The 22,046-nt window shown below is 59.6% G+C and carries 19 protein-coding genes and 1 pseudogene; 4 read left to right on the forward strand and 16 right to left on the reverse strand.

Going from position 1 to position 22,046, the window contains the following annotated elements; all coding sequences use genetic code 11:
* The first annotated feature begins 277 nt into the window (after positions 1-277).
* Positions 278-1,726 carry an MFS transporter gene (locus tag SOP95_RS16560; protein ID WP_323607661.1) on the forward strand — a complete coding sequence of 483 codons (1,449 nt, stop codon included), beginning with the start codon at positions 278-280 and terminating at the stop codon, positions 1,724-1,726.
* Between the two features lie 6 nt (positions 1,727-1,732).
* Here SOP95_RS16560 and SOP95_RS16565 read toward each other — a convergent pair whose 3' ends face one another.
* From SOP95_RS16565 to SOP95_RS16590, 5 genes are all read right to left on the reverse strand, one after another.
* On the reverse strand, positions 1,733-2,659 hold the full coding sequence (locus tag SOP95_RS16565; protein WP_323607662.1) for a transporter: 927 nt from the start codon (positions 2,657-2,659) through the stop codon (positions 1,733-1,735).
* A gap of 354 nt (positions 2,660-3,013) precedes the next feature.
* Complete coding sequence (locus SOP95_RS16575; protein WP_323607663.1) at positions 3,014-3,382, reverse strand: HepT-like ribonuclease domain-containing protein; 369 nt, start codon at positions 3,380-3,382, stop codon at positions 3,014-3,016.
* Positions 3,379-3,669, reverse strand: coding sequence for a nucleotidyltransferase family protein (locus SOP95_RS16580; protein ID WP_323607664.1), 291 nt, complete (start codon positions 3,667-3,669; stop codon positions 3,379-3,381). Before SOP95_RS16580 ends, SOP95_RS16575 begins: the two co-directional genes overlap by 4 nt.
* A 251-nt stretch (positions 3,670-3,920) precedes the next feature.
* Positions 3,921-5,273: a glucarate dehydratase gene (gudD, locus tag SOP95_RS16585; RefSeq protein ID WP_323607665.1), complete on the reverse strand. Its 1,353-nt coding sequence runs from the start codon at positions 5,271-5,273 to the stop codon at positions 3,921-3,923.
* A gap of 42 nt (positions 5,274-5,315) precedes the next feature.
* Positions 5,316-6,683, reverse strand: coding sequence for an MFS transporter (locus SOP95_RS16590; protein ID WP_274076365.1), 1,368 nt, complete (start codon positions 6,681-6,683; stop codon positions 5,316-5,318).
* A gap of 399 nt (positions 6,684-7,082) precedes the next feature.
* Here SOP95_RS16590 and SOP95_RS16595 point away from each other — a divergent pair, with 399 nt between their 5' ends.
* Entirely contained in the window at positions 7,083-7,793 is a 711-nt protein-coding gene (locus SOP95_RS16595) for a FadR/GntR family transcriptional regulator (protein WP_274076466.1), read from the forward strand.
* A gap of 174 nt (positions 7,794-7,967) precedes the next feature.
* On the opposite strand, the gene SOP95_RS16600 is transcribed toward SOP95_RS16595, so the two are convergent.
* The 3 genes from SOP95_RS16600 to SOP95_RS16610 all read right to left on the reverse strand — a co-directional run bounded on the left by SOP95_RS16600 (position 7,968) and on the right by SOP95_RS16610 (position 11,219).
* A complete protein-coding gene (locus SOP95_RS16600; RefSeq protein ID WP_323607666.1) occupies positions 7,968-9,263 on the reverse strand; it encodes an OprD family porin in 1,296 nt (431 codons plus the stop codon).
* Positions 9,264-9,392: 129 nt separating this feature from the next.
* Positions 9,393-9,848, reverse strand: a complete 456-nt coding sequence (locus tag SOP95_RS16605) for a type II 3-dehydroquinate dehydratase (RefSeq protein ID WP_323607667.1) — start codon at positions 9,846-9,848, stop codon at positions 9,393-9,395.
* Positions 9,849-9,863: 15 nt separating this feature from the next.
* Entirely contained in the window at positions 9,864-11,219 is a 1,356-nt protein-coding gene (locus tag SOP95_RS16610) for an MFS transporter (RefSeq protein ID WP_274076368.1), read from the reverse strand.
* 158 nt (positions 11,220-11,377) lie between these two features.
* Here SOP95_RS16610 and SOP95_RS16615 point away from each other — a divergent pair, with 158 nt between their 5' ends.
* A complete protein-coding gene (locus SOP95_RS16615; RefSeq protein ID WP_274076369.1) occupies positions 11,378-12,262 on the forward strand; it encodes a LysR family transcriptional regulator in 885 nt (294 codons plus the stop codon).
* Positions 12,263-12,298: 36 nt separating this feature from the next.
* Here SOP95_RS16615 and pcaG read toward each other — a convergent pair whose 3' ends face one another.
* The 3 genes from pcaG to pcaQ all read right to left on the reverse strand — a co-directional run bounded on the left by pcaG (position 12,299) and on the right by pcaQ (position 14,684).
* On the reverse strand, positions 12,299-12,901 hold the full coding sequence (gene pcaG / locus SOP95_RS16620) for a protocatechuate 3,4-dioxygenase subunit alpha (protein ID WP_274076370.1): 603 nt from the start codon (positions 12,899-12,901) through the stop codon (positions 12,299-12,301).
* Between the two features lie 12 nt (positions 12,902-12,913).
* Positions 12,914-13,633: a protocatechuate 3,4-dioxygenase subunit beta gene (gene pcaH / locus SOP95_RS16625; protein WP_323607673.1), complete on the reverse strand. Its 720-nt coding sequence runs from the start codon at positions 13,631-13,633 to the stop codon at positions 12,914-12,916.
* A 121-nt stretch (positions 13,634-13,754) separates the two neighbouring features.
* Positions 13,755-14,684: a pca operon transcription factor PcaQ gene (gene pcaQ / locus SOP95_RS16630; RefSeq protein ID WP_274076372.1), complete on the reverse strand. Its 930-nt coding sequence runs from the start codon at positions 14,682-14,684 to the stop codon at positions 13,755-13,757.
* Positions 14,685-14,884: 200 nt separating this feature from the next.
* Here pcaQ and SOP95_RS16635 point away from each other — a divergent pair, with 200 nt between their 5' ends.
* Positions 14,885-15,787, forward strand: a complete 903-nt coding sequence (locus SOP95_RS16635) for a universal stress protein (protein ID WP_274076373.1) — start codon at positions 14,885-14,887, stop codon at positions 15,785-15,787.
* Between the two features lie 85 nt (positions 15,788-15,872).
* On the opposite strand, the pseudogene SOP95_RS16640 reads toward SOP95_RS16635, so the two are convergent.
* The 5 genes and pseudogenes from SOP95_RS16640 to SOP95_RS16660 all read right to left on the reverse strand — a co-directional run.
* A pseudogene (locus SOP95_RS16640) lies at positions 15,873-15,968 on the reverse strand (adenosine-specific kinase); the annotation flags it as partial.
* 92 nt (positions 15,969-16,060) lie between these two features.
* Positions 16,061-17,845, reverse strand: a complete 1,785-nt coding sequence (locus SOP95_RS16645) for an amidase (RefSeq protein ID WP_274076374.1) — start codon at positions 17,843-17,845, stop codon at positions 16,061-16,063.
* Positions 17,846-18,019: 174 nt separating this feature from the next.
* Positions 18,020-19,483 (reverse strand): N-acyl-D-amino-acid deacylase family protein, encoded by a 1,464-nt coding sequence (locus SOP95_RS16650; RefSeq protein WP_274076375.1) that lies wholly within the window; start codon positions 19,481-19,483, stop codon positions 18,020-18,022.
* Positions 19,476-20,714, reverse strand: coding sequence for an MFS transporter (locus SOP95_RS16655; RefSeq protein ID WP_274076376.1), 1,239 nt, complete (start codon positions 20,712-20,714; stop codon positions 19,476-19,478). The genes SOP95_RS16650 and SOP95_RS16655 overlap by 8 nt, the downstream gene beginning before the upstream one ends.
* A 93-nt stretch (positions 20,715-20,807) precedes the next feature.
* Entirely contained in the window at positions 20,808-22,022 is a 1,215-nt protein-coding gene (locus tag SOP95_RS16660) for a D-amino acid dehydrogenase (protein ID WP_323607675.1), read from the reverse strand.
* Positions 22,023-22,046 lie beyond the last annotated feature (24 nt).

A 22,046-nucleotide genomic window follows, 5' to 3' on the forward strand; every position in this document is an offset into this window, starting at 1 on the left:
GTCAGGCGAGGAAGATGTCGGCTGTGCTGGCCTCTTCGCTGGCAAGCCAGCTCCTACAGGTTCGTTGGGTGTTGCCGGGAATTGCGTCTGGCGGTGATCCCCTTGTAGGAGCTGGCTTGCCAGCGAAGGCGGTTTGTCAGGCGAGGAAGATGTCGGCTGTGCGGGCCTCTTCGCTGGCAAGCCAGCTCCTACAGGTTTGTTGGGTGTGAATGTTGAACTCCCGCTCCAGGGGCTGACTCCTAATTCACAACACACTGCACATGACCCAGTTGTGGCGATGACCCACCAACAAGCCGGCGCGATATTCCAAACCGATCTTCCAGCCCGCCTGGACCGCTTGCCGTGGGGCCGCTTTCACACCCTGCTGGTGGTCGCGCTGGGCATCACCTGGTTGCTCGACGGCCTGGAAGTGACCCTGGCCGGCTCGGTGTCCGGCGCGCTGAAAAACAGCCCCGACCTGCGCATGAGCAACTTCGATATTGGCCTGGCCGGTGGCATCTATATCGCCGGCGCCGTGGTCGGTGCCTTGCTGTTCGGCTGGCTGACCGATCGCCTCGGGCGGCGCAAGCTGTTCTTCATGACGTTATGGCTGTACGTGGGCGCCACGGCGGCCACAGCGTTCTCATTCAATCTGGAAAGCTTCCTGCTGTTGCGCTTCCTCACCGGCATGGGGATTGGCGGCGAATACACGGCAATCAATTCGACGATCCAGGAATTCACCCCGGCACGCTATCGCGGCTGGGTCGACCTGACCATCAACGGCACCTTCTGGTTAGGCGCAGCCCTGGGCGCCGGCGGGGCCATTGTCCTGCTCGACCCGCAGGTGGTCGGCGGCGACCTGGGTTGGCGCCTGTGCTTCGGCATCGGTGCCGCGCTGGGCCTGGTGATCCTGGTGATGCGCCTGTGGCTGCCGGAAAGCCCGCGCTGGCTGCTGATCCATGGTCGGCACGATGAGGCGCGACAGATCGTCGAAGGCATCGAAGCGCGTCTGCGCGAAGAAGGCCATGAACTGCCGGCCGTGACCGCCCAACCCCTGCGCCTGCACGCGCGGGACCATACGCCGCTGGCGGAGATCTTCCATACCCTGTTCGTCAGCTTCAGGCGCAGGGCGCTGGTGGGGATGACCCTGATGGCTGCGCAGGCGTTCTTCTACAACGCGATCTTCTTCACCTATGCGCTGGTGCTGACCGATTTTTACCAGGTGCCCGCCGAGCAGGTTGGCTGGTACGTATTGCCCCTGGCACTGGGCAATTTCTGCGGGCCGCTGCTGTTGGGGCGCCTGTTCGACGTGATCGGCCGACGGGTGATGATCAGCTTCACCTACGCGACGTCCGGGATCCTGCTGGCGCTCAGTGGTTATGCCTTCGAGCAGGGCTGGCTGGATGTCACCCAGCAAGCCGCGGCATGGATGGTGATCTTCTTTTTCGCCTCGGCAGCGGCCAGTTCGGCCTACCTGACCGTGGCAGAAACCTTCCCCCTGGAAATCCGCGCCTTGGCCATCGCCGTTTTCTACGCCTTTGGCACTGGCCTGGGCGGCATCATCGGGCCGATGCTGTTTGGCCAACTGATCCAGACCCAGCAACGCGGCAGTCTGTTGATCGGTTACCTGATCGGCGCGGCGTTGATGTGTGTGGCGGCGCTGGTGCAAGGGGTTTGGGGCGTGGCGGCGGAGCGGCGGGCGTTGGAGCAGGTGGCCCGGCCGTTGTCCCAGGCTGCGGACCCATGAACAGAATCAAAGCCCACCGCCGAAGCGATACTGCCAGATCATGCCAACAGCATCGAATTCGCTGCCCGTGCGGGTATATCCGCCATTACTTGCATTGAGCTTGATCGAATGGTTGCGGTTCAACGGCAGCGTGAGGGTGCACCCGTAGCGGGAGTTTTCCTGATAATCGTGGTTACTGACCCCATCGACCGAGCTTCTACCACCTTCGAACCAGGTCGCATCCAGCGAAGCCCAGACACCGTTGTCAAATGCATAGATAAGATGCCCCTGTACCTGGTAGATCGGGTCCTGGGACAGTACGCGGTCGCCGAGTAATTGGTCATTGTCGGTGAAAAACGTGCCCGCGCCCGACAGTTCCAAGGTCACTTGCCCCACACGCTTGGAAACCCCGAGTTCAGGCTTGAACGACCAGCGATTGTTGCCCAGGTTAATCAGCCGGCTGTCGTCGTATTGGCCCAGTGGCGCCGTGACCGCCAGGCTGGCGCCGATGATCACATCCTGCTGGTAGCTGGGGAACTCGGCCAGGGACATCGCCGGGGCGCCATACAGGTTGACCGAGAAGCGAAACCTGGGGTCGATCAACCCGGTGACATCACGCTTCCTGGGCTCGCCGGCAAGCAGGGCAGAGCCGGTCAATTTCGCCTCGGGCACGACGACATCGAACTTCCCCGAACGACCCCAGACGTCCAGGGACCGGGCAAAGGCGAACACGACCGTCTCGATCTTGAGCTTGGCATCTTCCAGCGGAATCGAGGGATTGGCCGTCACGTTGCCATGCAGATCGCTGTAGCCGAGGAGCAAAAAATTGATACCGACCGGCGTATTGGCATAGGACCTGGGCTCGAGATCCTCTGCCACTGCACCGGTGGCGAGCATGGCGAGCGAAGCGGATGCGAACCGAATCAACCTGACGACGCAGAGAGTGTGTTTCATCCACATTCGCTCGCTTGCTGTGAGGACCTCCGGGGTTCTATGAGTTGTAGCGCATCTGCATATGTTTGGCACATACAGCGGCCACCAGCACTGCACGGTCGCACTTGCAGTTTGATCGTATATCCCAGGTCGATCGGTGCCTGGGCATTCCGTTTATTGGATGGGAGGTAATAGCGAATCGGGATAGAATCTGGAAGAAGACCGATTACTGCAAGGGGTCGTCAAAGAACGCGGAATTTAGAGTACGCTCAGCGTGCGCAGTGGCGGGTACCCAGCGATGCAGCGTAGGAACGGACACGCCATGTTTCTTGGACACGTCCTTGTTCGGAACGCCACTTGCCAGCAAATTTTTATTTAAATGTTGCTTTTGTTGTCTGCGTCTTCGAGAACGCTGGGGAGCTGCGTCAACAATTCCGGCAACGCGGTTTTAACCGTCTCCCATACGACATCCAGGTTGATATCGAAGTACCCGTGAGCAATACGGTTGCGCATCCCACGCATGCTGCGCCATGGCACTTGCGAGTGTTCTAGAATGAACTCTGCGTAACCATCCATTACCTTTGTCGCCGCCTCTCCTATGATGATGAGGCTCATAATGATGGCTTGTTGCGTACGCTTGTCTTCAAGGAACTCGACTTTGTCCAAACCCTCTATGAAGCCACAGGCATCCACTGCGGCCTGTTGCATATGTCCGAGGTAATCAACCAGGCGATTCTCATTCATACTGGCTTGGCCTCTGCGAGGACCTGGCCTCGAAACTTCGACGGCAAATCGCTGGGAGTCAACAAATCAACATGGATGCCAAGCAGTGACTCCAATTCAACTTGTAAGCCACCCAGGTCAAACAGTGTTGCGCCGGGTAATGCATCGACCAGTAGGTCGAGGTCACTGCCATCCAGATCGGTACCGCGCAGCACCGACCCGAAGATACGTGGATTAGTCACGCGAAAGCGGCTCACCATTTCTCGGACGGCACTTCGCTTTAGGTCAAGCGCGAGTGAAGGGCGCATAGGGGCTTTTCCTTATCGAAACTCAATGAAGGCTAGGGGATCGAGAATAGTGTTTCAACAACTATTTTCGAGAACCTCAAGCCTTGGTTTCGGCGTGCCACTTGCGTCGTGGATTGGCCTCACGGAAACCCATGATTATATGAACGAGGAATCCGTATGCCGCGCCGCCCCGATCCTTTGCGCCCACTGAGCGCGCCGCTTGGTTAATGAACGATGCAGGGGAGGGACACTGCTGGTGCCCCCCCCATGAATCAGCGCACCAGGCAAGGCTGCTTGTTGTTGAAGCTCCACCCAGGCATCAGGAACTGCATGGCGACGCTGTCGTCCCGGGCGCCGAGGCCCATGCCTTTGTAGAGTTCGTGCGCCTTGGCCACGGCGTCCATGTCGATGTCCACGCCCAGGCCATGCCGGGTCGGAACCTTGACGTAGCCACCTTCGATTTTCAGTGGCTCCCGGGTCAGGCGCTGGCCGTCCTGCCAGATCCAGTGCGTGTCGATCGCGGTGATCTCTCCCGGTGCGGCGGCGGCAACTTGGGTGAACATGGCCAGGGAGATATCGAAGTGGTTGTTGGAATGAGAACCCCAGGTCAGACCCCAGTCGTGACACATCTGGGCGACACGGACCGAGCCCTGCATCGTCCAGAAATGCGGATCGGCAAGCGGGATATCGACCGATTGCAGTTGAATGGCATGGCCCATTTCGCGCCAGTCGGTGGCGATCATGTTGGTGGCGGTCTTCAGGCCCGTGGCACGGCGGAATTCGGCCATGACCTCGCGGCCCGAGTAGCCGTTTTCCGCACCGCACGGGTCTTCGGCATAGGCGAGGACGTGGTGCTGGTCCCGGCACAGGCGGATGGCTTCCTTGAGCGACCAGGCGCCATTGGGGTCAAGGGTAATGCGGGCGTCAGGAAAACGTTCGGCCAGCGCGGTGACCGCTTCGATTTCTTCATCGCCGCGCAGCACACCGCCCTTGAGCTTGAAGTCGTTGAAGCCGTATCGGGCCTTTGCGGCTTCGGCAAGGCGCACGACCGCTTCGGCGCTCATCGCTTTCTCATGGCGTAGCCGCAACCACTCGTCTTCAGCGTCGGATTCGTTGCGGTAGGCCAGGTCCGTGACAGTGCGGTCGCCGATGTAGAACAGGTAGCCGAGCATTTTCACCGCATCGCGTTGCTGCCCTTCGCCCAGCAATGCAGCCACCGGAACTTCGAGGAATTGACCCAGCAGGTCGAGCAGCGCGGCTTCCATCGCGGTAACCGCATGAATGGTGATGCGCAGGTCGAAGGTCTGCAGGCCGCGACCCGCCGCATCACGGGAAGCAAAGGTGCTGCGCATCTGATTGAGGATGCGTTGGTACTGGCCGATGGGCTGGCCGATCACCAGGCTGCGAGCGTCTTCCAGGGTTTCGCGGATGCGTTCGCCGCCCGGTACTTCGCCCACGCCAGTGTGACCGGCACTGTCCTTGAGAATGACAATGTTGCGGGTGAAGAACGGCCCGTGGGCACCGCTCAGGTTGAGCAACATGCTGTCGTGGCCCGCGACGGGTACGACCTGAAAACTGGTGACGACAGGGGACTGGGTGGTGTTGGCAGTCTGTTCAGCGTTCATGGCAAATTCCTGCGTAATAAGGTCGGTCAGCGATCAATGGGTTCAGTGAGCTTTGCTCAGGGTCGCACCCGTTGCAGCGGCGTTTGGCGGCGTCAGCAGGGACGATGCTTTCGGCGAAGTCCTGGCGAAGAACACCAGGATCGCGGCGAGTACCGAAGTGCCGGCCAGCCCATAGAGGCCGCCCTGGATCGATCCGGTGGTTTGCTCCAGGAAACCGAAGGTCGTGGGTGCGACGAAACCACCCAGGTTGCCAATCGAGTTGATCAGCGCGATGACGGCTGCGGCGATGCGGGCATCCAGGTAGCCCTGGGGGATTGGCCAGAACAGCGAAGACGCGGACTTGAAGCCGATGGCCGCGAAACAGATGGCGACGAAAGCGAAGATCGGCCCGCCGGTGGTGGACAGGAACATGCCAGCCGCTGCAATCAGCAGGGCAGTGGCGACCCAGGCTTGCTGGAACTTGAACTTGCTCGACAGGGCGGCAAACGAGTACATGGCGATGATCGAGATCAACCAGGGAATCGAGTTGAAAAACCCGACCTGCACGTCGCTCAGGTCGCCCATCTTCTTGATGATGCTGGGCAGCCAGAAGGTCGCTGCGTAGATCGTCAATTGAATGCAGAAGTACAAGGCGCAAAACAGCAGGATCTGACGATCCTTGAGGAGCTTGCCAATGGTCGGTTTCACGGTGGTCAGCGCTTCACGCTCGCGTTGCTCCTGATCGATGGCACCGACCAGTGCGTCTTGCTCTTCACGGGTCATCCACTTGGCATCATGAGGTTTGGAGTCAAGCCAGAACCAGACGAAAAAGCCCAGGAATACCGAGGCCAGGCCTTCGATGGCGAACATCCATTGCCAGCCGTGAAAACCGAAACCTTCGATCTGCAGCAGGGCACCCGACAGCGGGCCTGAAATCAGCGAGGCAACGGCCGAGCCACTGAGGAAGATGGCGATGGCCTTGCCGCGCTCGACGCCTGGCAACCAGCGGGTGAAGTAATAGATCACGCCAGGGAAGAAGCCTGCTTCGGCGACGCCCAGCAGAAAACGCAGGATGTAGAAGTGGGTTTCGTTCTGGATGAAGGCCATCAGCGTGGCCACGATGCCCCAGGTGAACATGATGCGGGTCAGCCAGATACGGGCACCGACTTTTTGCAGCAGCATGTTGGAAGGTACTTCGAACAGCGCATAGCCAATGAAGAACAGGCCTGCCCCCAGGCCATAGGCGGCAGCGCCTATACCGAGGTCATGTTCCATGTGGGTGCGCACGAAACCGATATTGACCCGGTCGATGTAGTTGAGGATGAACATGATCACGAACAGCGGGAGTACATGCCTCTTCACTTTGCTCACGGCGCGCGCGAGAACCGAATCACTTTCTGGAACCACAGATGCATTGCTTGAATTGTTCACAATTCAAATCTCCCACTGATTATTTTTATGCGGGTTTGAGCGTCACACCGGCGGCTTGTTGGGATCTTTGATGTGCCTCATGTTGATAGACATCATACAAGTGGTTTTTCTAGTTCGCAATGCGATGGTCTGCGTTTTTGTCGTCGTGCTGCGCGATGAGAAATAGCTTGGTGTGAATTTCGCCCAGTATTATCTGGTGTTTATGCCCCTGAATTGAAGTTGTGCGGTGAGGTTTTTCACATCGGTCAGAGGAGAGGCTGTCACTCGGTTTTCGATTGTTTAGATGTGTTGTCATACAAGCTAGGGCCGTGTTGGCCCAACGAAGTACGTGCACAGTTCGCCAGGGAGTCACGGGTGGGTGTTAAGCTCTCAAGAGCGAAATTCTGTGGACTCAAATCTATGCAAATTGAAAGCGGAACCCCTGTCCGTAGACGATCCGCCAACCTGGCCCAGGGTGTGGTCGAAGCACTGACCCAGCGTATTTTGCTCGGACAATTGAAACCGGGCGAAAAGCTGCCCTCGGAATCCACCATCGTTCTCGAGCATGGCGTAAGCCGCACCGTTGTCCGGGAGGCGATCTCCAAGCTGCAAGCTTCGGGGTTGGTCGAGACACGACACGGCATCGGCACGTTTGTGCTGGAGCAGCAATCGCAGCCAGGGCTACGCCTGCATGTGGATACGGTCGCCAGTGTCAGGAGCATGCTGGAGCTGAGGCTGGGCCTGGAAGTGCAGGCTGTTGCGCTGGCGGCTGTTCGTCGAACTGACGATCAGCTCGCTCGCATGCGCCAGGCCTTGACTGATTACCAGGCTTCGCTGGCTAACAACGACAGTTGCGTCGAGGAGGACAAGCGCTTTCACCAGATCATTGCCGAAGCCACCGGCAATACTTTTTTCACGGAAATCATGCAGCACCTGGGCAACGCCATGATTCCTCGTAACCAGGTGAAGGTCGACGAGCGTGGAAGCGCTGACTTTTCACAATTGGGGCATCTGGCGAGTCTGGAGCACGAAGCGATTTTCAACGCGATCAAGCGCCAGGATCCCGATGCAGCTCGGGCTGCGATGGTGCTGCACTTGACCAATAGTCGGGATCGGTTTTCGGGAAACTGAAAAATTGTTGCGCCAGATGGCGAAATTCAGCACGGCGTTCAGGCCCGTGCCAGCGGCTGAATGACGGCTTCCCGGCAAAAGGTGGGATTCTGACCGCAAAGGTGAAAGGGGATCAGACAGCTGCGTGCGGTCCATAGCGTTTCGGATGCACGCAGCTTGCTCAACTCGACAGCACTACAGCAACGAAATCGGGTAGCTGATAAACAGTCGGTTTTCGTCAAACTCATTGGTGCTGAACGTTTTGCGAATGCTGGAGTTTCGCCATTTCACGGTCAGGTTTTTCAAGGCACCCGACTGCACGACGTAAGCCAGTTCCGATTCCCGGCCCCATTCCTTGCCATCGGTAATAGCGCCCGAGTGCACGTTGTCGCCACTCAAGTAACGATTCATCAGGGTCAGGCCAGGGACGCCGACCGTGACGAAGTTGAAATCGTGACGGACCTGCCAGGAGCGCTCCTGGGCGTTATCGAAACTGGAGTTGTAGCTGTCGTTGGCCAAGGTACCGCCGCTGGCACCGTTGACCCGCATCCACGCGGTATCGCCGGTGAGCTTTTGCAGGCCGACGTAAAACGTATTGCCGCCCAGTTTTGCCGAGAACAGGCCGAAGGCGGTCTTGTTGTCCATGTCGCCAGCCAGATGGGCACCGTCTTCCTTGCCGGTGAAAAAGCCCATGTTGGCGCCGAGCGTCCAGTCGCCCACAGGTTGGCTGTGGCTCAGGCTGAAGTACTGTTGCTGATAGATGTCCTTGAGTTCGTCGTACCAGAGCCCAACGGTCGTGCGCTTGTCGTTGAAGGTGTATTCACCGCCACCGAAGTTGAATCGATCGGAGGTGAACGCCGCTTTGCCGTTCATGGACATGTCTTCCATGCTCGCATCATTGCGCGGGCTGTTCTGTCTGATCTGACCGCCATACAACGTCAGCCCGCCGATTTCCTGGGAGGTGACCTGCGCGCCACGAAAGGTCTGCGGCAACGAACGACCATCATCGGAACGCAGGATCGGCAGGGTGCTGACCCATTCGCCGACTTTTACCACCGTTTTTGAAACCTTGGCCTTGGCGGCAACCCCCAGCCGTCCGAAGTTGTCAGCGGGGCGCCCATCATCATGAACCGGCAAAAGCTGAGTGCCGGCGGTGCCTTTGCCGCCGTCGAGCTTCTGCGAATAAAGCCCCAGCACATCAACGCCGAACCCTACCGGCCCAGGGGTGTAGCCGGAGCGTGCATCGAGGATAAAGTTTTGCGTCCATTCCTCCGCCTTGTTCTGCGGTGCGGCACTGTTTGGGTAGGCGGGATTGACGAAGTTGCGATTGATGTAGGCATTGCGCAGATTGAGCGTGGCAGTCGAGCCTTCGATGAATCCGCTGTTTTCATCGGCGTGAGCGACAGTCGCCGAGCCGGCACTGAGTGCCAGGGCCAGGCCGATCAAAGAGTAAGGTGCGGGCACGTTGCGGCTGAAACGGGTGTGGCGCATGGGGGATGTCTCGCGGTGAATTATTATTTTTTTCAGGGTTTTTTGCAGTTGGCGACTGAATTTCAGGCGCAAGCGGCCCTGGCAACAATCTGCCAAGGGACCGCCGTGTGAGCGTCTGGCGAAGGGGTGTCAGTGGTTGGCAACCTGACGACGCAGCAAGTCGTCAATGGCCCGGATGGCGAGGGGATATCCATCGGCGCCCATGCCGCAGATCACCGCATTGACCACACCCGACATGATCGAGTGGCGATGCAGTTCGTCCCGTGCATGGATGTTCGACAGGTGCAGCTCAATCAGTGGTGCGTCGAGCAACTTCAGCGCATCCAGGACCGGAATCGAGTGAAACGAAAGGCCGGCCGGGTTGATGATCACGGCAGCGCCTTGCTCGAAGGCCTCTTGAATCCAGTCGACCATTACGCCTTCGTGGTTGGTCTGGCGAAAGTCGATGACCAGATCAAGCTCTTCGGCCAGCCTCTCACTGCGTTGGCGGATTTGTTCGAGTGTGGTGTGGCCGTAGATGTGCGGCTCACGACGACCCAGCAGGTTGAGGTTTGGGCCGTTGAGGATGAAGACGGTGCGGTTCATGGTCGTCCTGCTGCGTTATTTGGAAAGAATGGCGGTAGCGCGAGTGTCGATCTCGTCGTCTTTGGCGACAGCGTTCAGGTCGATGCCGCGGGTTTCCGGGCCGATGACGATCATGGCCAGCGAGATCAGGTTGATCACCGCACACAGCGTCACCAGAGGCCATGGCGAGTTGTTCGACTGGCTCATCAGATAGACCGCGATCATTGGCATAGGGCCGCCGATCACCAGGTTGGCGCCGGTGTAGGCCAGAGCCGAGCCGGAGTAGCGCACCTGGGTCGGGAAGGCTTCGGCGAAGGCCACCGGCTGGATGCCGCTCTGGAACTGGGTGAAGCCCAGGAACAGCCCCATGATTGCCATGATGGCGGGAACGTTCAGTGTGTTGAGGATCGGGAAGTACACGAACAGGATCAGCAAGGTCATGCACGAACCAAATGCCAACGCCTTTTTACGGCCCCAGCGATCGGACAGATAACCACCGGCCAGCGCACCGAAAATCGCACACATGTTAGCCACCATCAGCGACATGAAGCCTGTCGACTGGCTGAAGCCCAGGTGCTTGGTCAGGTAGCTGAGGGAGAAAATCACGATCAGGTAGAACAGTGCAGCGGGCGAGCAGAAGAAAAACATCAGGCGCAGGATGGTTTTGTAATGGCTGCCCAGTGCGGATTTGAGCGGGCTCTTTTCCTGTTTGACCGGGGTCTTTTTCAACGCGACGAAGGCCGGGGTTTCATCGACTTTCAGGCGGATGAAGATCGCGACCACCACCAGTACGAAGCTCATGAGGAAGGGGATTCGCCAGCCAAAGCTTTCGAACTGCTCGCTTGAAAGCGTCGCCGCCAGGCCCATCAACACGCCGTTGGCCAATATCTGACTGAGCGGTGAGCACAGGCCGAGCATGCCGGAATAGCGGCCGCGGCGATCGGGGGTGGCGTGTTCCAGCGCCATCAGTTGCGCACCGGTGGACTCCCCACCCAGCGCGAAGCCCTGGATGATCCGCAGCAACACCAGCAGGATCGGCGCCCAGATGCCAACTTGGCCGTAGGTGGGCAACAGGCCCATCAATACCGACGCCAGGCCCATCATGCTCACGGTGGCCAACATCAGGTTGCGCCGGCCCAGTTTGTCACCGAGGTAGCCGCAGGTAATGGCGCCCAATGGCCGAGCGGCCAGGCCGACACCGAAGGTTGCCAGCGACGCGAGCAGGCCGGCTGTCGGCTCCATGGCCGGGAAAAACAGCTTGGGCAGGATCGTCGCCGACACCGCGCCGTATAGCGTGAAGTCAAACCATTCCAGGGCGGTGCCGATCGTTGCGGCGGTCACCGCTTTGCGAGGCATGCGCGAATCATGAGTCTCTTGATGGGGTGTGCTCATAAAGGTGCTCGTCATTGTTTTTATGGTGTCGGGATACCCATACGATTTCGATGCAGCTGCAAGGAATCGTCGAAGTGAGTAGACGTTAGCGCATCCTGCTTGCAGAATAATTATCAAAATCACGATAAATAGATAAGTCAGCCTTATGGGTAGCGATTATGGAACTGCGTCACCTGAAAGCCTTTGTGATCGCCGCCGACCTGCAGCACTTCAGCCGCGCGGCTGAACAACTGGGTATCGCGCAACCGGCCCTGAGCCAATTGATGCGCACGCTTGAGGCGGAGTTGGGGTTGGCATTGTTCCGGCGGGAAAACCGCGGCGTGGCGTTGACCGCTGCCGGCGAGGCGTTCCTGCCCCATGCCCGGCAGTCCATCGAGGCCAGCGAGCTGGCGATTGCCGCCGCCCGGCGTGCCCGGCGCGGTGAAGTCGGCGAAATCAATATCGGTTATCACTCGGCCCTGTTCGAGGCCAATTTGCCGCAATTGCTGCGCCATTACTTCAGCACGTTTCCCGAAGTCAAAGTGTCCCTGGTGGACGCCGGTATTCGCGCGCAGTTCGACATGTTGCTCGACCACAAGCTTGACCTGGCCTTTGCCAGGGTGTTCAAGGATCACCTGCCGGACCGGCTGCGCACCCATCACTTCAGCCAATCCAGGCTCGTCCTGCTGATCCCGGACAACCATGAACTGGCGGACAGTTTTACCGGTGAACTGGCGACACTGCGGCATGAGAAGTTCGTGTTCTTGCAGGACAGCGCCGGCATTGGCCTGACCTCCCACACGCTCCAGGCCTGCCGGCAAAACCAGCTGCACCCCGAGAACATCATGCATGTGCCATCGCTGATGAGCATTCCCGGGCTGGTGGCCGCGGGTATCGGCCTGAGCATCGTGCCCGAAACAATGACCCGGCTGACCATGCCCGGCATACGGATCGTGCCCCTGGCGCAACCGGAAATGGTCAGTGAACTGTCGCTGATTTCACGGATTGATGAACGATCGAGCGCGGTTTTGCATTTTATCGAAGAGGCCCATGGGTGGGGGTGACCTTTCCCATGGGGCGGTGTTCACTGTCATGCGTCGTCAGAAGTCGAAGAACACGGTTTCCGCTTCGCCTTGGACATGGATATCGAAGCGGTACGCCAGCTGGCCATCGACCGTGCAGCGCCGGGCGATCAGGGATTCGCGCCGATGGGGTTGTTCGATCAGGTTCAGCACGGGATCCACGGCATTCGCCTCGGGTTCGTCGTCGAAGTACAGTCGGGTCTGCAAGTGAATGTTGATGCCCCGGGCAAACAGCGCCACGTTGACATGCGCAGCCATGGCCACGCCCGAGGCGTTTTTCACCACGCCGGGCTTCACGGTCTTGATCGTCCATTCACCGACATCGGTCGTCGCGGTGCGGCCAAAACAATTGAAGGGTTTTTCCAGGTCGAAAGCGCTGTCGTAGACGCCTTCGTGATTGGCCTGCCAGCACTCCAGGAAGGCGTCGCGAATCAGGTGGCCATTGCCGTCATACACGTGGCCCAGCAATAAAATGTGCTCACCTGGCGCGCCGGGTCTGGCCATTTCATTCCAGATTTCCTGCTCACGCGGCGCGTTGCCGGCAGCTTCCAGCGCCAGGCCGATATGGACATAGGGGCCGGCGGTTTGCGACGGGGTTTCAGGCAGCAGTTGAACGGGCATGTGCAGGCCTCCTCAGCAGTTTTCGAAGTGGGTCTTGCGCTGACCGCGCAGGACGATATCAAAACGATAAGCCAGGCAATCCATGGGATTGGCCATGCCCATGTCCAGCCGGGCGATCAGACTCTGCACCGCGTCCTGATTGGCGATCGACTTGACGATCGGGCACATGGGGATCAGCGGATCACCTTCGAAATACAGCTGGGTAATCAGGCGCGTGGCAATCGACGGGCCACTGATGGAGACATGGATATGCGCAGGGCGCCAGTCGTTGGGGCCGTTGCGCCATGGGTAGGGGCCGGGTTTGACGGTGCGGAAGCTGTAGTTGCCATCGCGGTCGGTCATCGCTCGGCCAACGCCGCCGAAGTTCGGGTCAAGCGGGGCCAGGTAGCTGTCTTTCTTGTGCCGGTAACGACCACCGGCATTGGCCTGCCACATCTCTACCAGGGTGTGGGGAATCGGCTTGCCGTACTGATCGCAAACCCGGCCCGCCAGGATGATGCGTTCGCCGATGGGCAGGCCGCCATGATTGAAATTCAACAGCAGATCGTTATCGTGCCGGCCCATTTGCAGATGGGAAAAATCCGGGCCGCTGGTTTCGGATAAGGATTGCGGGATGCTCACCAGTGCCTGGCGGGGAGAGCGCAGGATCGAAGTCTTGTAGTCAGGCGTCAGGGCCTTGGGATGCCAATTACGGTCACGAATGACGAAGCGGCTGTCGTGCGCATCAGACATGTCGTTTTTTCCTGTTGTTATGGGTGGACAGAAGCCGGTACTGCGTTGGCAGCGTTCCCAGTTTCGGCTTGTACAACCCATCGCAAAATTGAAAAAATCGACCTTATGCATATCCAGATGGTTATGGATATTTGCCCTCACGATAGTCCTGCCCGACCTCGCGCAGTGCCTCCACGCACCACTGCGCCGCTGGCGCCAGCGCCAATGCGGGATTGGTGCAGAACCCCACGGAACCACCGGGCTCACGCATCCCCAGGTCCAGCTCCACCAACTCGCCCTGCCTCAAGTCTTGCCTGACAGCGTCCAAAGGCGCGACCCAGATGGCCTGGCTGCTTTGTACGTAGCGCCGACTCAGGGCCACCGACAGGGTTTCCAGGCGTTGGCGTGATGGGGTTATCCCGTGTTGCACAAACAGGCTGTCGGCGAATTTGCGGATCGTCGTTCCCGCCGACGGCAGTACCAACGGATAGTCCTCGAGATTTTTCTGCCCCGGCAGATCGGTGAGCACCGGATGGCCGCTACGCACCACCAAGGTCATGGATTCGCTGTAGAGGTGCTCGAACGCCAGCCCGAGAATCAGTGGGCTATCGGTCATCCTGCCCACTACAAGGTCCAGCTCACCGACACGCAACCGCGACAGCAGGTAGGCACTTGGGCCGGTCACGACACTGACCACCAACGCCGGGTGGCGCTCGTGCAGACGGCACACCACTTCAGGCACCAACAGGCTTTCGACGGTGGACAGCACACCAAGCTGCACGCTGATGGGCTCATGCACACCAGAGCGCAAACTGTTGACCCCGTCACGCAACGATTGCACGCTCGGCCCTGCGTAGCGCAAAAAGGCCACGCCGGCCTCGGTCAACGTCGAGCCCTTTTTACCCCGTTCAAACAGCGTGGCATCCAACAGGTTTTCAAGCTCCTTCAGGGTCTTGGAAAGCGCCGGCTGGCTGATTGCCAACTTGTCGCAGGCACGCGCCAGGCTGCCCTGGCGCGCCACCTCGAGAAAACACAGCAGATGACGGAATTTGATGCGGGTATCGATGTTCAATCGGTTCTCTGCCTTTGTGGTTTGGCCTCTATTATTGTTGGATTAGCAGCGTTTGTGTGGGTTGTCACCCGTGCCATTACGCAATTCAGGCGTATATTGGTGGTGTCGATCCAGACATTCGAGACGATAGTCAATCGTCGGTGGTGTGACACGCGATCGCGCAGGGGGACCAGATTTCCCGGAGCGTTTGGAGGTGTTACGTGAGCCAGTATCAACGACTCTTACTGATAGCCGGTCCAGCCATGCGCCACACCCCGGCGTTGGAGCGAGCTGTCGCCATTGCCGAAGCCACAGGCGCGGCCCTGCATATCACGGTGTTTATCGAAGACTCCAACCTCCTGGGCTTGAGGAGCGCGGGTGCACGTTTTCGTGAAGCCTGCCAGCAAGAGAACGAAATATGGTTGAAGGATGAGGCCGATCTATTCCGCGAGCGCGGGGTCAAGGTGAGTACCGAAGTGCTTGTTACGCGAACCGCGCTGCAAGAAATACTTCTGCACGTGGCAGAAATGCAGCCGGATCTGCTTATCAAGGACGTGCAGCACGAGTCAGCGCTCAAGCGCGTTTTCATTACGCCTCTGGATTGGCACCTGTTGCGTGAATGTCCGGTGGCTGTGCATCTGGTCAGCGAAGTCAGGTGTCCACTTCCGCGGGTGGTAGTGGCGGCGGTCGATCCATCACAACCCGAGACTCAGATCACTGGCATCAACGAACGCATCATCCAGGCGGCAAACGGATTGGCGATGCAATGCAGTGCGCAACTGCATCTTTTGCATGCCTACGATCCATCGTCGACCCATATATCCGACGCAGGCGCCGGTGCCGTGACGATGCCCGGTTTCAGCAGCGAAGTGCGCAAGTCACTGCAAAAGAAATTTATCGCATTGGCCGACCACTACGGTGTGCCCACTGAGCGGCAACACTTCGTTGAAGGTCCACCAGGCAAAGCGCTGGCCGACTTTGCAGCGCATCACCGGGCCGATGTGATCGTCATGGGAAATGCCCACCGCAAGGGGCTGGGTAAATGGGTGGGCAGTACGACGGAGCATGTGCTGTATCAAGTGCCCTGTAACATTTTCGCCGTTACCGGGTCTGCGGATGAGTGAATGGATTCGCTATGAAATGACTCGCAAAGAGCGCCTCAGCGACTGGGGCGGGATTTTTCGTGGGCTATTCTGCTCGCTGTGCAATTCACAGCTTGTAGCCTATCTGCCGCAACAGGTTCTTGCGCCACAGGATGTCTTCGTCGCCCTCAATGTCAGTGGCACAGAAACCATCCACCACGCCAGGTCACCGTCAAAAAACAAGGACCTCGGTTCCAACCCAAGTCCTTGGTATTCATTTTGCGCGCGAATCACTGAAATCCAGATTCATCTCGACTATTTCTGCGATACCTGCAATTCGCGCACCGCCATTGCCCCCGTCCCAAGGGGTGAGTCCAGGGTATAAAGCTGCACACGCAGGCGTCCTGCCAACAACTCTTCGCGATCACTTGCCTTGAGAGTCAAGCTGTCGCTCGCCTGGGTCATATGCGGTTTGAGCAAGTTCCATATGATCGGCCCCGGCTTTTCGTCGAGGCTGCGCGCAAGCGTTACACCAATGACCTGATCGTGGGGAACGTCGCGGGTATGAGCGGTGTAAGCGAGTTTGCCGGTGAGCTTGTCATAATCGAAGTTCACCACGACAGAGGCACCCCGGCGGGTGAGGGGCGTGGCCCTGAACTTCAACGGCGAAGGGGCCTTTCCCGCTTCCAGCGGCGGGGTGGTGAAGGGCGGGTGACGTGGCTGGGTGTTGCGCTCCCAACCATAGGCCAGGTTCAGCAGTTCGGATTCGGCAAATTCGCTCCCCAGCAACTCCAGTCCCACCGGCACCTGATCGGCTGTCCAGCCCGCTGGCAGCGCGATAGCGGGTAGACCGGTGCTGGCGCTTAGCTGGCAGTTCGTGGCGCCGAACTGCGGTTCTCCGATCAGCGCAGGCTTGCGTTGAATGGTCGGGTAGGCCAGGGCACTCAAGTGCTGGTTACGCAATTGCAGGGTTATCAGGGCCCTTAGTGCCGCGCGTTTCTGCAGAACCTTGTTCAATGCTTCCCGGTCGCTGGCTTTTTCCAGGTCGACAGCGTCGCGAACCCGCAGGCCAGGATCGAGCAACAGATGATCCATGCCCTGGGCAAGTATCTGGCGCAGGCTGTCGACGGGAGCGCCGGGATGCTTGGCGAGATAAGCGGCCAGGTCGTACTTGAATTCGTAGGGGATGATGCTGCTGTCACGCAGCAATTCGTCCAGCTCCGGGATCGAGACTTCAACCACGGTGGCGCCTTGGGTCTTGAGCTGCTCCAGCGCCTTGTCAATGACCTGAACCACCTCCATGTCCTCGGGGGCGTTTCCAAATAGCTCGCGAATCACGCCTATTCTCGCGCCTTTCAAGCTATCGGCCTTGAGTGAGGTGAGATAGGAGGGGGGAATATGCCGATTGGCATCAGCAGTCGAAGGGTCGCTGGCATCGCTGCCGACAGTGGCATCGAGCATGACTGCCAGGTCCGCAACACTGCGTGCCATGGGACCTGCTACGTCCTGGGTCGAGGACAGCGGCATCACTCCGCTACGGCTGGCAAGACCTCTGGTAGTGCGCAGTCCCACCAGATTCTGATAGGCCGCTGGAATTCGTATGGAGCCGCAGGTATCGCTGCCCATACCGGCGGCGGCGAAACTGGCGGCCACTGCTACGGCGGTGCCTCCGCTGGAGCCGCCCGGTGCGCGAGTCGGGTCGTAGGCGTTGCGGGTATAACCCGTCAAGGAAGAGACCGTGGTGACGCCGGCAGCCAGCTCGTGCATCGTCGTCTTACCAATGATGACCGCCCCCGCCGCGCGTAATCGCTGCACCTGGTAGGCATCGGCGGTGGGCTTTAGATTGGCGAGTGCGAGGGTGCCGCCAGACGTTGGCATGTCAGTGGTGTCGTAGTTGTCCTTGACCACGACGGGAATGCCGTGGAGCGGGCCGCGCGGCCCTCGCGTACGGCGTTCTTCGTCGAGGCGCTTGGCATCCTGCAGCGCGTTGGGATTGAGACTGACGATGGCATTGAGCGCCGGCCCCTGCTGATCGTATGCCTTGATCCTTGCCAGGTATTGTTCCACCAGTTCGTGCGAGCTGATCGTGCCTGCGCTCATTGCCGCCTGCAACTCGCTGATCGAGGCCTCATATACAGAAGGTGCCGGACTCGCTGATGCCGCCTGGGTATTGGCTGCCAGGCCGAGGCAGGCAATAGCGCAGAGTGAACCCGATATTCGGCGTGGAAGTGAGAGTGCGTTTGTCATGTGAAGTGTTTTCATGAGACTCAGCCCTTACGCCGTGACGTCGCAATTGCGCCGGGTGATCACCTGTCCGGCCCGTGCGCCCTGGTGCCGGCCTTCTCGCCAGGTGACCTGACCGTTGACGATGACGACCTCGATACCTTCGGCAGGTGCGGTGGGGTGGTCATAGTCGGCGACGTCGCGCACGGTCAGCGGGTCGAACACGACGATGTCGGCGTGGTTGCCCACGGCGAGAACGCCGCGTTTGTCGAGTTTGAAATTGCGCGCGGTCAGCCCGGTCATCTTCCAGACCGCGGTTTCCAGCTCAAACAGGCCGAGTTCACGGCTGTAGTGCCCGAGGATCCGGGGGAAGGTGCCCCAAAGGCGCGGGTGTGGCTTCTCGCCCGTCGGGATGCCGTCGGAGCCGATCATGGTTTCATCGAAGGCGAGAATGTTCTGCACATCTTCTTCATCCATGCCGAAGTAGATCGCACTGGCTGGCTGCAGGCGCGCGGCCGCCTCGACCTTGCTGACACCCCACTCGGTGGCGATGTCGTCGAGGTCGCGTCCGGTGTGTTCGGGATGCGGCTCGCTGGAGGCAATCAACACGCGCCCCTGCAAGCGATTCGGGTCGGTATGCAGCATGGTCGAACTGGCGTTGTAGGGGTAGCAGTCCAGGGAAATGCATTGGCACTTCATCGCCTCGCGAATGATCGGCAAGGTGATTGCCGATTTGCCGAAGTTCTGCCGACGTTGCAGCTTGTGGTGGGAGATCACCACCGGGCTGTCCAGTTCTCGACCGATATGAAAACTCTCCTCCAGTGACGCCAGGGTGTTGTCCGCCTCATCGCGCATGTGTGTCACGTAAAGCGCGCCACTGCCGGTTAGCGGTCTGCAAACGTCGATGATTTCCTGGGTCGGGGCGTGCGCTGCCGGAGGGTAATAGGTCCCGGTGGAAATGCCGATTGCGCCCGCTGCCAGGGCCTCGTCGAGCAGCGCCTGCATGGCGCCGATCTCTGTAAGGTCCGCGGCGCGTTCAAGCGAGTCCATGGTCATGACGCGCAAAGTGGAATGCCCGACCATGGCCGCGACGTTGACCGCCGAGGGAGACTGTCGCAGCGCGTCGAGATAGCCCTTGAAAGTGGAAAAGCGAGTGCTGTCGGTGTCATCCAGCAGGTTGAGCGGCGAGGGCAGGTCACTGTCCTGGCGCAATGGCGCAATGCTGATGCCGCAGTTGCCGGTGACCACGGTGGTGACCCCCTGGGACACCTTGAAGGTCATGTCGGGTTGGGACAGCACAGCCTGGTCATCATGGGTGTGGGAGTCGATGAAGCCCGGTGCGACCACCTTGCCCGTGGCATCGATACGCTGGTTGGCCTGGCAGGCCGACAGGTCACCGAGGGCGCTGATACGCCCATCGATAATGCCCAGGTCTGCGCGGTAGCGAGGTGCTTTGCTACCGTCGATGAGCGTGCCGCCTTCAATGATGAGGTCGAACGGATGATCGTTACGCATGTGCTTGTCCTGCTTGTTGTTGGAGGATGGGTGCGGGATTGCGCCAGGTCAGGGCGATGACAAAGGCCGCCATGGCGGCGGCGACCAGGAACCAGAACGCCGCCATGTAGGAACCGTCGAAGGCTACGATCAGGCTGCCCATGATGATTGGGGCGACGGAGCCGGCCATCTGTCCGCCGAAATTCATCAGCCCGGTGGCGCTGCCAATCAGGTGCGAGGAAAAGCGTTTGAGCGGAACGGAAAATACCGTGGCATAGATGAAGTTGAACGACAGCAGGCAGAGGGTCCAGTACACCACCAGCAACGTGATCGAGGTGGTGCTGATCATCAGTGAGAGGAAGATGGCGCAGCACAACGAGCCGCCCATCATGAAGTGCCGCTCACGGTCTTGGCCGACCTTGTCGAGCAACCAGCCCACCGCGTTGGTGCCCAGGAACGCGATCAAGTAGGGAATCGCGGAAGCCAGGCCGATATGCAGCAGGTCGATCTGGTACTGCTTCATGAGGTAGGACGGCATCCAGGAGATCATGCCGATGTAGAGAATGCTGGTGCAGAACCAGATCGCCGTGAGCTTGAGTGCCGCCGGGTTGCGTATCAGTTCGCGCAACGGGTTGCCCGTCTGGACGCCTTTGGCTTTCTGTTGCTGGGCGATGCCGCCCCTGAGTGCCAGCCACAGGACCACTGACACCAGCAAACCCACGCCCGCCAGTAACTGGAATGCTTCACGCCAGCCCCAATAGACGACGACCAGCGCCACCAGCCCTGAGCCGACCGCATTGCCCAGAAACACCGTGGAAATCAGAAAGGACTTGGCCCGAGCGCGCTCCTGCTTGGGGAACACCTCGGCCACGGTCACCGAACTTGCCGGTGAAAAGCAGCCCTCGCCCATACCGAAGAGAAAGCGGATCAACAGCAGCGACGCGAAGGACCACGCCACGCTGGTCAGGCCGGTGAACACCGACCATGCGATCACGCAGCCCACCACCACGAGGCGTGAACCATAGCGGTCCGACATCCAGCCACCCACCAGTTGCATGAGTGCGTAACTGACATAAAACGCACTCAGCACCATGCCCGCTTGCCGCGCATCCAGTGCGAATTCCTGGCCGATGGGAATGATCGCCGTGCTCATCACGATCCGGTCGGCATAGCCGACTGCCCACGCCAGGAACAGGGCGCTGAGGCAAATCAGTTTCTGCGTTTTGCTGCTTGTTTCACTGAGACTCTTCATACGTTTTCGCTCTACCTGGATGTTGTTTTAATAGGCAGTGAAGGTTGAAACGCTTGCGCTACAGTTGTCTTTTCATGGAGGTGAGGTGCTGCATCACAGCGGGTTGTCTTCGCGGTTGTCGATCATCTCGCTCAAGCGCTGGGCGCTGGCACAGGCAAGTGTGAAACCCAATGCGCCGTGGCCCAGGTTCAGCCACAAATTACGGTACGGCGTGGCGCCGACCATGGGCACGCCGCTGGGTGTTGCCGGGCGCATGCCGGCCCATTCCAGTGCTTGCGGGTAATCGCCGCCGTGGGGAAAGAGTGCTAAAGCGGCCTGGCGAATGCTGTCGATGCGTCGGTGGTCGATTGAGGGATCGAAACCGACGATGTCGACCATGGCGGCGACGCGCAGCTGCTGGCCGAGGCGTGCGTAAACGACTTTGCGGTCATAGTCGGTGACACTCACCTCAGGCGCTTGATGCTGAGGCAGAATGGGTACGCTCAAGCTGTATCCCTTCAGCGGATAAACCGGGATCCGCATGCCTGGCAGCGCCAGTGCCGCGCTGCGATAACCGGCACTTAACACCAGCTGTTGCACCGGCAGCACCTGATCACCCAGTTCCACCGCCTGCACCTTGCCCCCGATCTCGCGGATGCGCGTTACCGCCTGGCCGAGGATAAAGTTGCAGAGCCCGGAAGCCCGCAACCGCTCTGCCAGCAACAGGCAGAACTGATGACAATCGCCGACTTCTTCACCCGGGGTGAAAATGCCGCCCACAAACGGTGCGTTTGCCAGCGTCGGTTCGAGGGCGAACAATTCGTTCGGGCCTAGCACCTGCTGGCTCTGAGGTTCGCAAAGCCGGGTGCGGGCATGGGAAAAACTGCTGCTGGAGCGGAACGTCACCAGCTTGCCGTTGCGTCGCCAGGCGAACTCCCCGAGTGCGTCTTCTTCGCGCCAGGTGTTCAGCACCTGCTGGCTTTGCAGCGCCAGGCGGTAAAGCTGTTCTGCATTGCGACGGTTGACCGAACCCCGGCAGGCGCCGAGGAAAGCCATCATCCAGCGCCACTGGCGCAGATCCAGGCGCGGGCGCAGCTTGAGCGGTGAGTCACCTTGCAGCATCCAGCCCAGGGCCTGCAGCGGCACACCGCTATCGGCCAATGGCGCCACGTAGCGATAGGACAGTTGCCCGCCGTTGGCAAAGCTGGCCTGGCGGGCGAGGTCCGGTTGCGCATCGATCAGGTCGACCTGCAGTCCTTGACGCACCAGGGCGTAAGCCGTCGTCAGGCCAATCACGCCACCACCGATGATGCACACACGCTGAGTCATGACCCGTTCCTTTTCTGCAAGCAG

This window comes from Pseudomonas sp. YuFO8 (assembly GCF_035065025.1).
Classification (GTDB): Bacteria; Pseudomonadota; Gammaproteobacteria; order Pseudomonadales; family Pseudomonadaceae; genus Aquipseudomonas; species Aquipseudomonas putida_AE.

Excerpts from the sequence above, each read along its gene's own strand:
- SOP95_RS16560 (WP_323607661.1), top strand. The coding sequence starts at position 278 with ATGACCCACCAACAAGCCGGCGCGATATTCCAAACCGATCTTCCAGCC.
- SOP95_RS16565 (WP_323607662.1), bottom strand. The coding sequence starts at position 2,659 with ATGAAACACACTCTCTGCGTCGTCAGGTTGATTCGGTTCGCATCCGCT.
- SOP95_RS16575 (WP_323607663.1), bottom strand. The coding sequence starts at position 3,382 with ATGAATGAGAATCGCCTGGTTGATTACCTCGGACATATGCAACAGGCC.
- SOP95_RS16580 (WP_323607664.1), bottom strand. The coding sequence starts at position 3,669 with ATGCGCCCTTCACTCGCGCTTGACCTAAAGCGAAGTGCCGTCCGAGAA.
- gudD (WP_323607665.1), bottom strand. The coding sequence starts at position 5,273 with ATGAACGCTGAACAGACTGCCAACACCACCCAGTCCCCTGTCGTCACC.
- SOP95_RS16595 (WP_274076466.1), top strand. The coding sequence starts at position 7,083 with ATGCAAATTGAAAGCGGAACCCCTGTCCGTAGACGATCCGCCAACCTG.
- SOP95_RS16600 (WP_323607666.1), bottom strand. The coding sequence starts at position 9,263 with ATGCGCCACACCCGTTTCAGCCGCAACGTGCCCGCACCTTACTCTTTG.
- SOP95_RS16605 (WP_323607667.1), bottom strand. The coding sequence starts at position 9,848 with ATGAACCGCACCGTCTTCATCCTCAACGGCCCAAACCTCAACCTGCTG.
- SOP95_RS16610 (WP_274076368.1), bottom strand. The coding sequence starts at position 11,219 with ATGAGCACACCCCATCAAGAGACTCATGATTCGCGCATGCCTCGCAAA.
- SOP95_RS16615 (WP_274076369.1), top strand. The coding sequence starts at position 11,378 with ATGGAACTGCGTCACCTGAAAGCCTTTGTGATCGCCGCCGACCTGCAG.
- pcaG (WP_274076370.1), bottom strand. The coding sequence starts at position 12,901 with ATGCCCGTTCAACTGCTGCCTGAAACCCCGTCGCAAACCGCCGGCCCC.
- pcaH (WP_323607673.1), bottom strand. The coding sequence starts at position 13,633 with ATGTCTGATGCGCACGACAGCCGCTTCGTCATTCGTGACCGTAATTGG.
- SOP95_RS16645 (WP_274076374.1), bottom strand. The coding sequence starts at position 17,845 with ATGAGCGCAGGCACGATCAGCTCGCACGAACTGGTGGAACAATACCTG.
- SOP95_RS16650 (WP_274076375.1), bottom strand. The coding sequence starts at position 19,483 with ATGCGTAACGATCATCCGTTCGACCTCATCATTGAAGGCGGCACGCTC.
- SOP95_RS16655 (WP_274076376.1), bottom strand. The coding sequence starts at position 20,714 with ATGAAGAGTCTCAGTGAAACAAGCAGCAAAACGCAGAAACTGATTTGC.
- SOP95_RS16660 (WP_323607675.1), bottom strand. The coding sequence starts at position 22,022 with ATGACTCAGCGTGTGTGCATCATCGGTGGTGGCGTGATTGGCCTGACG.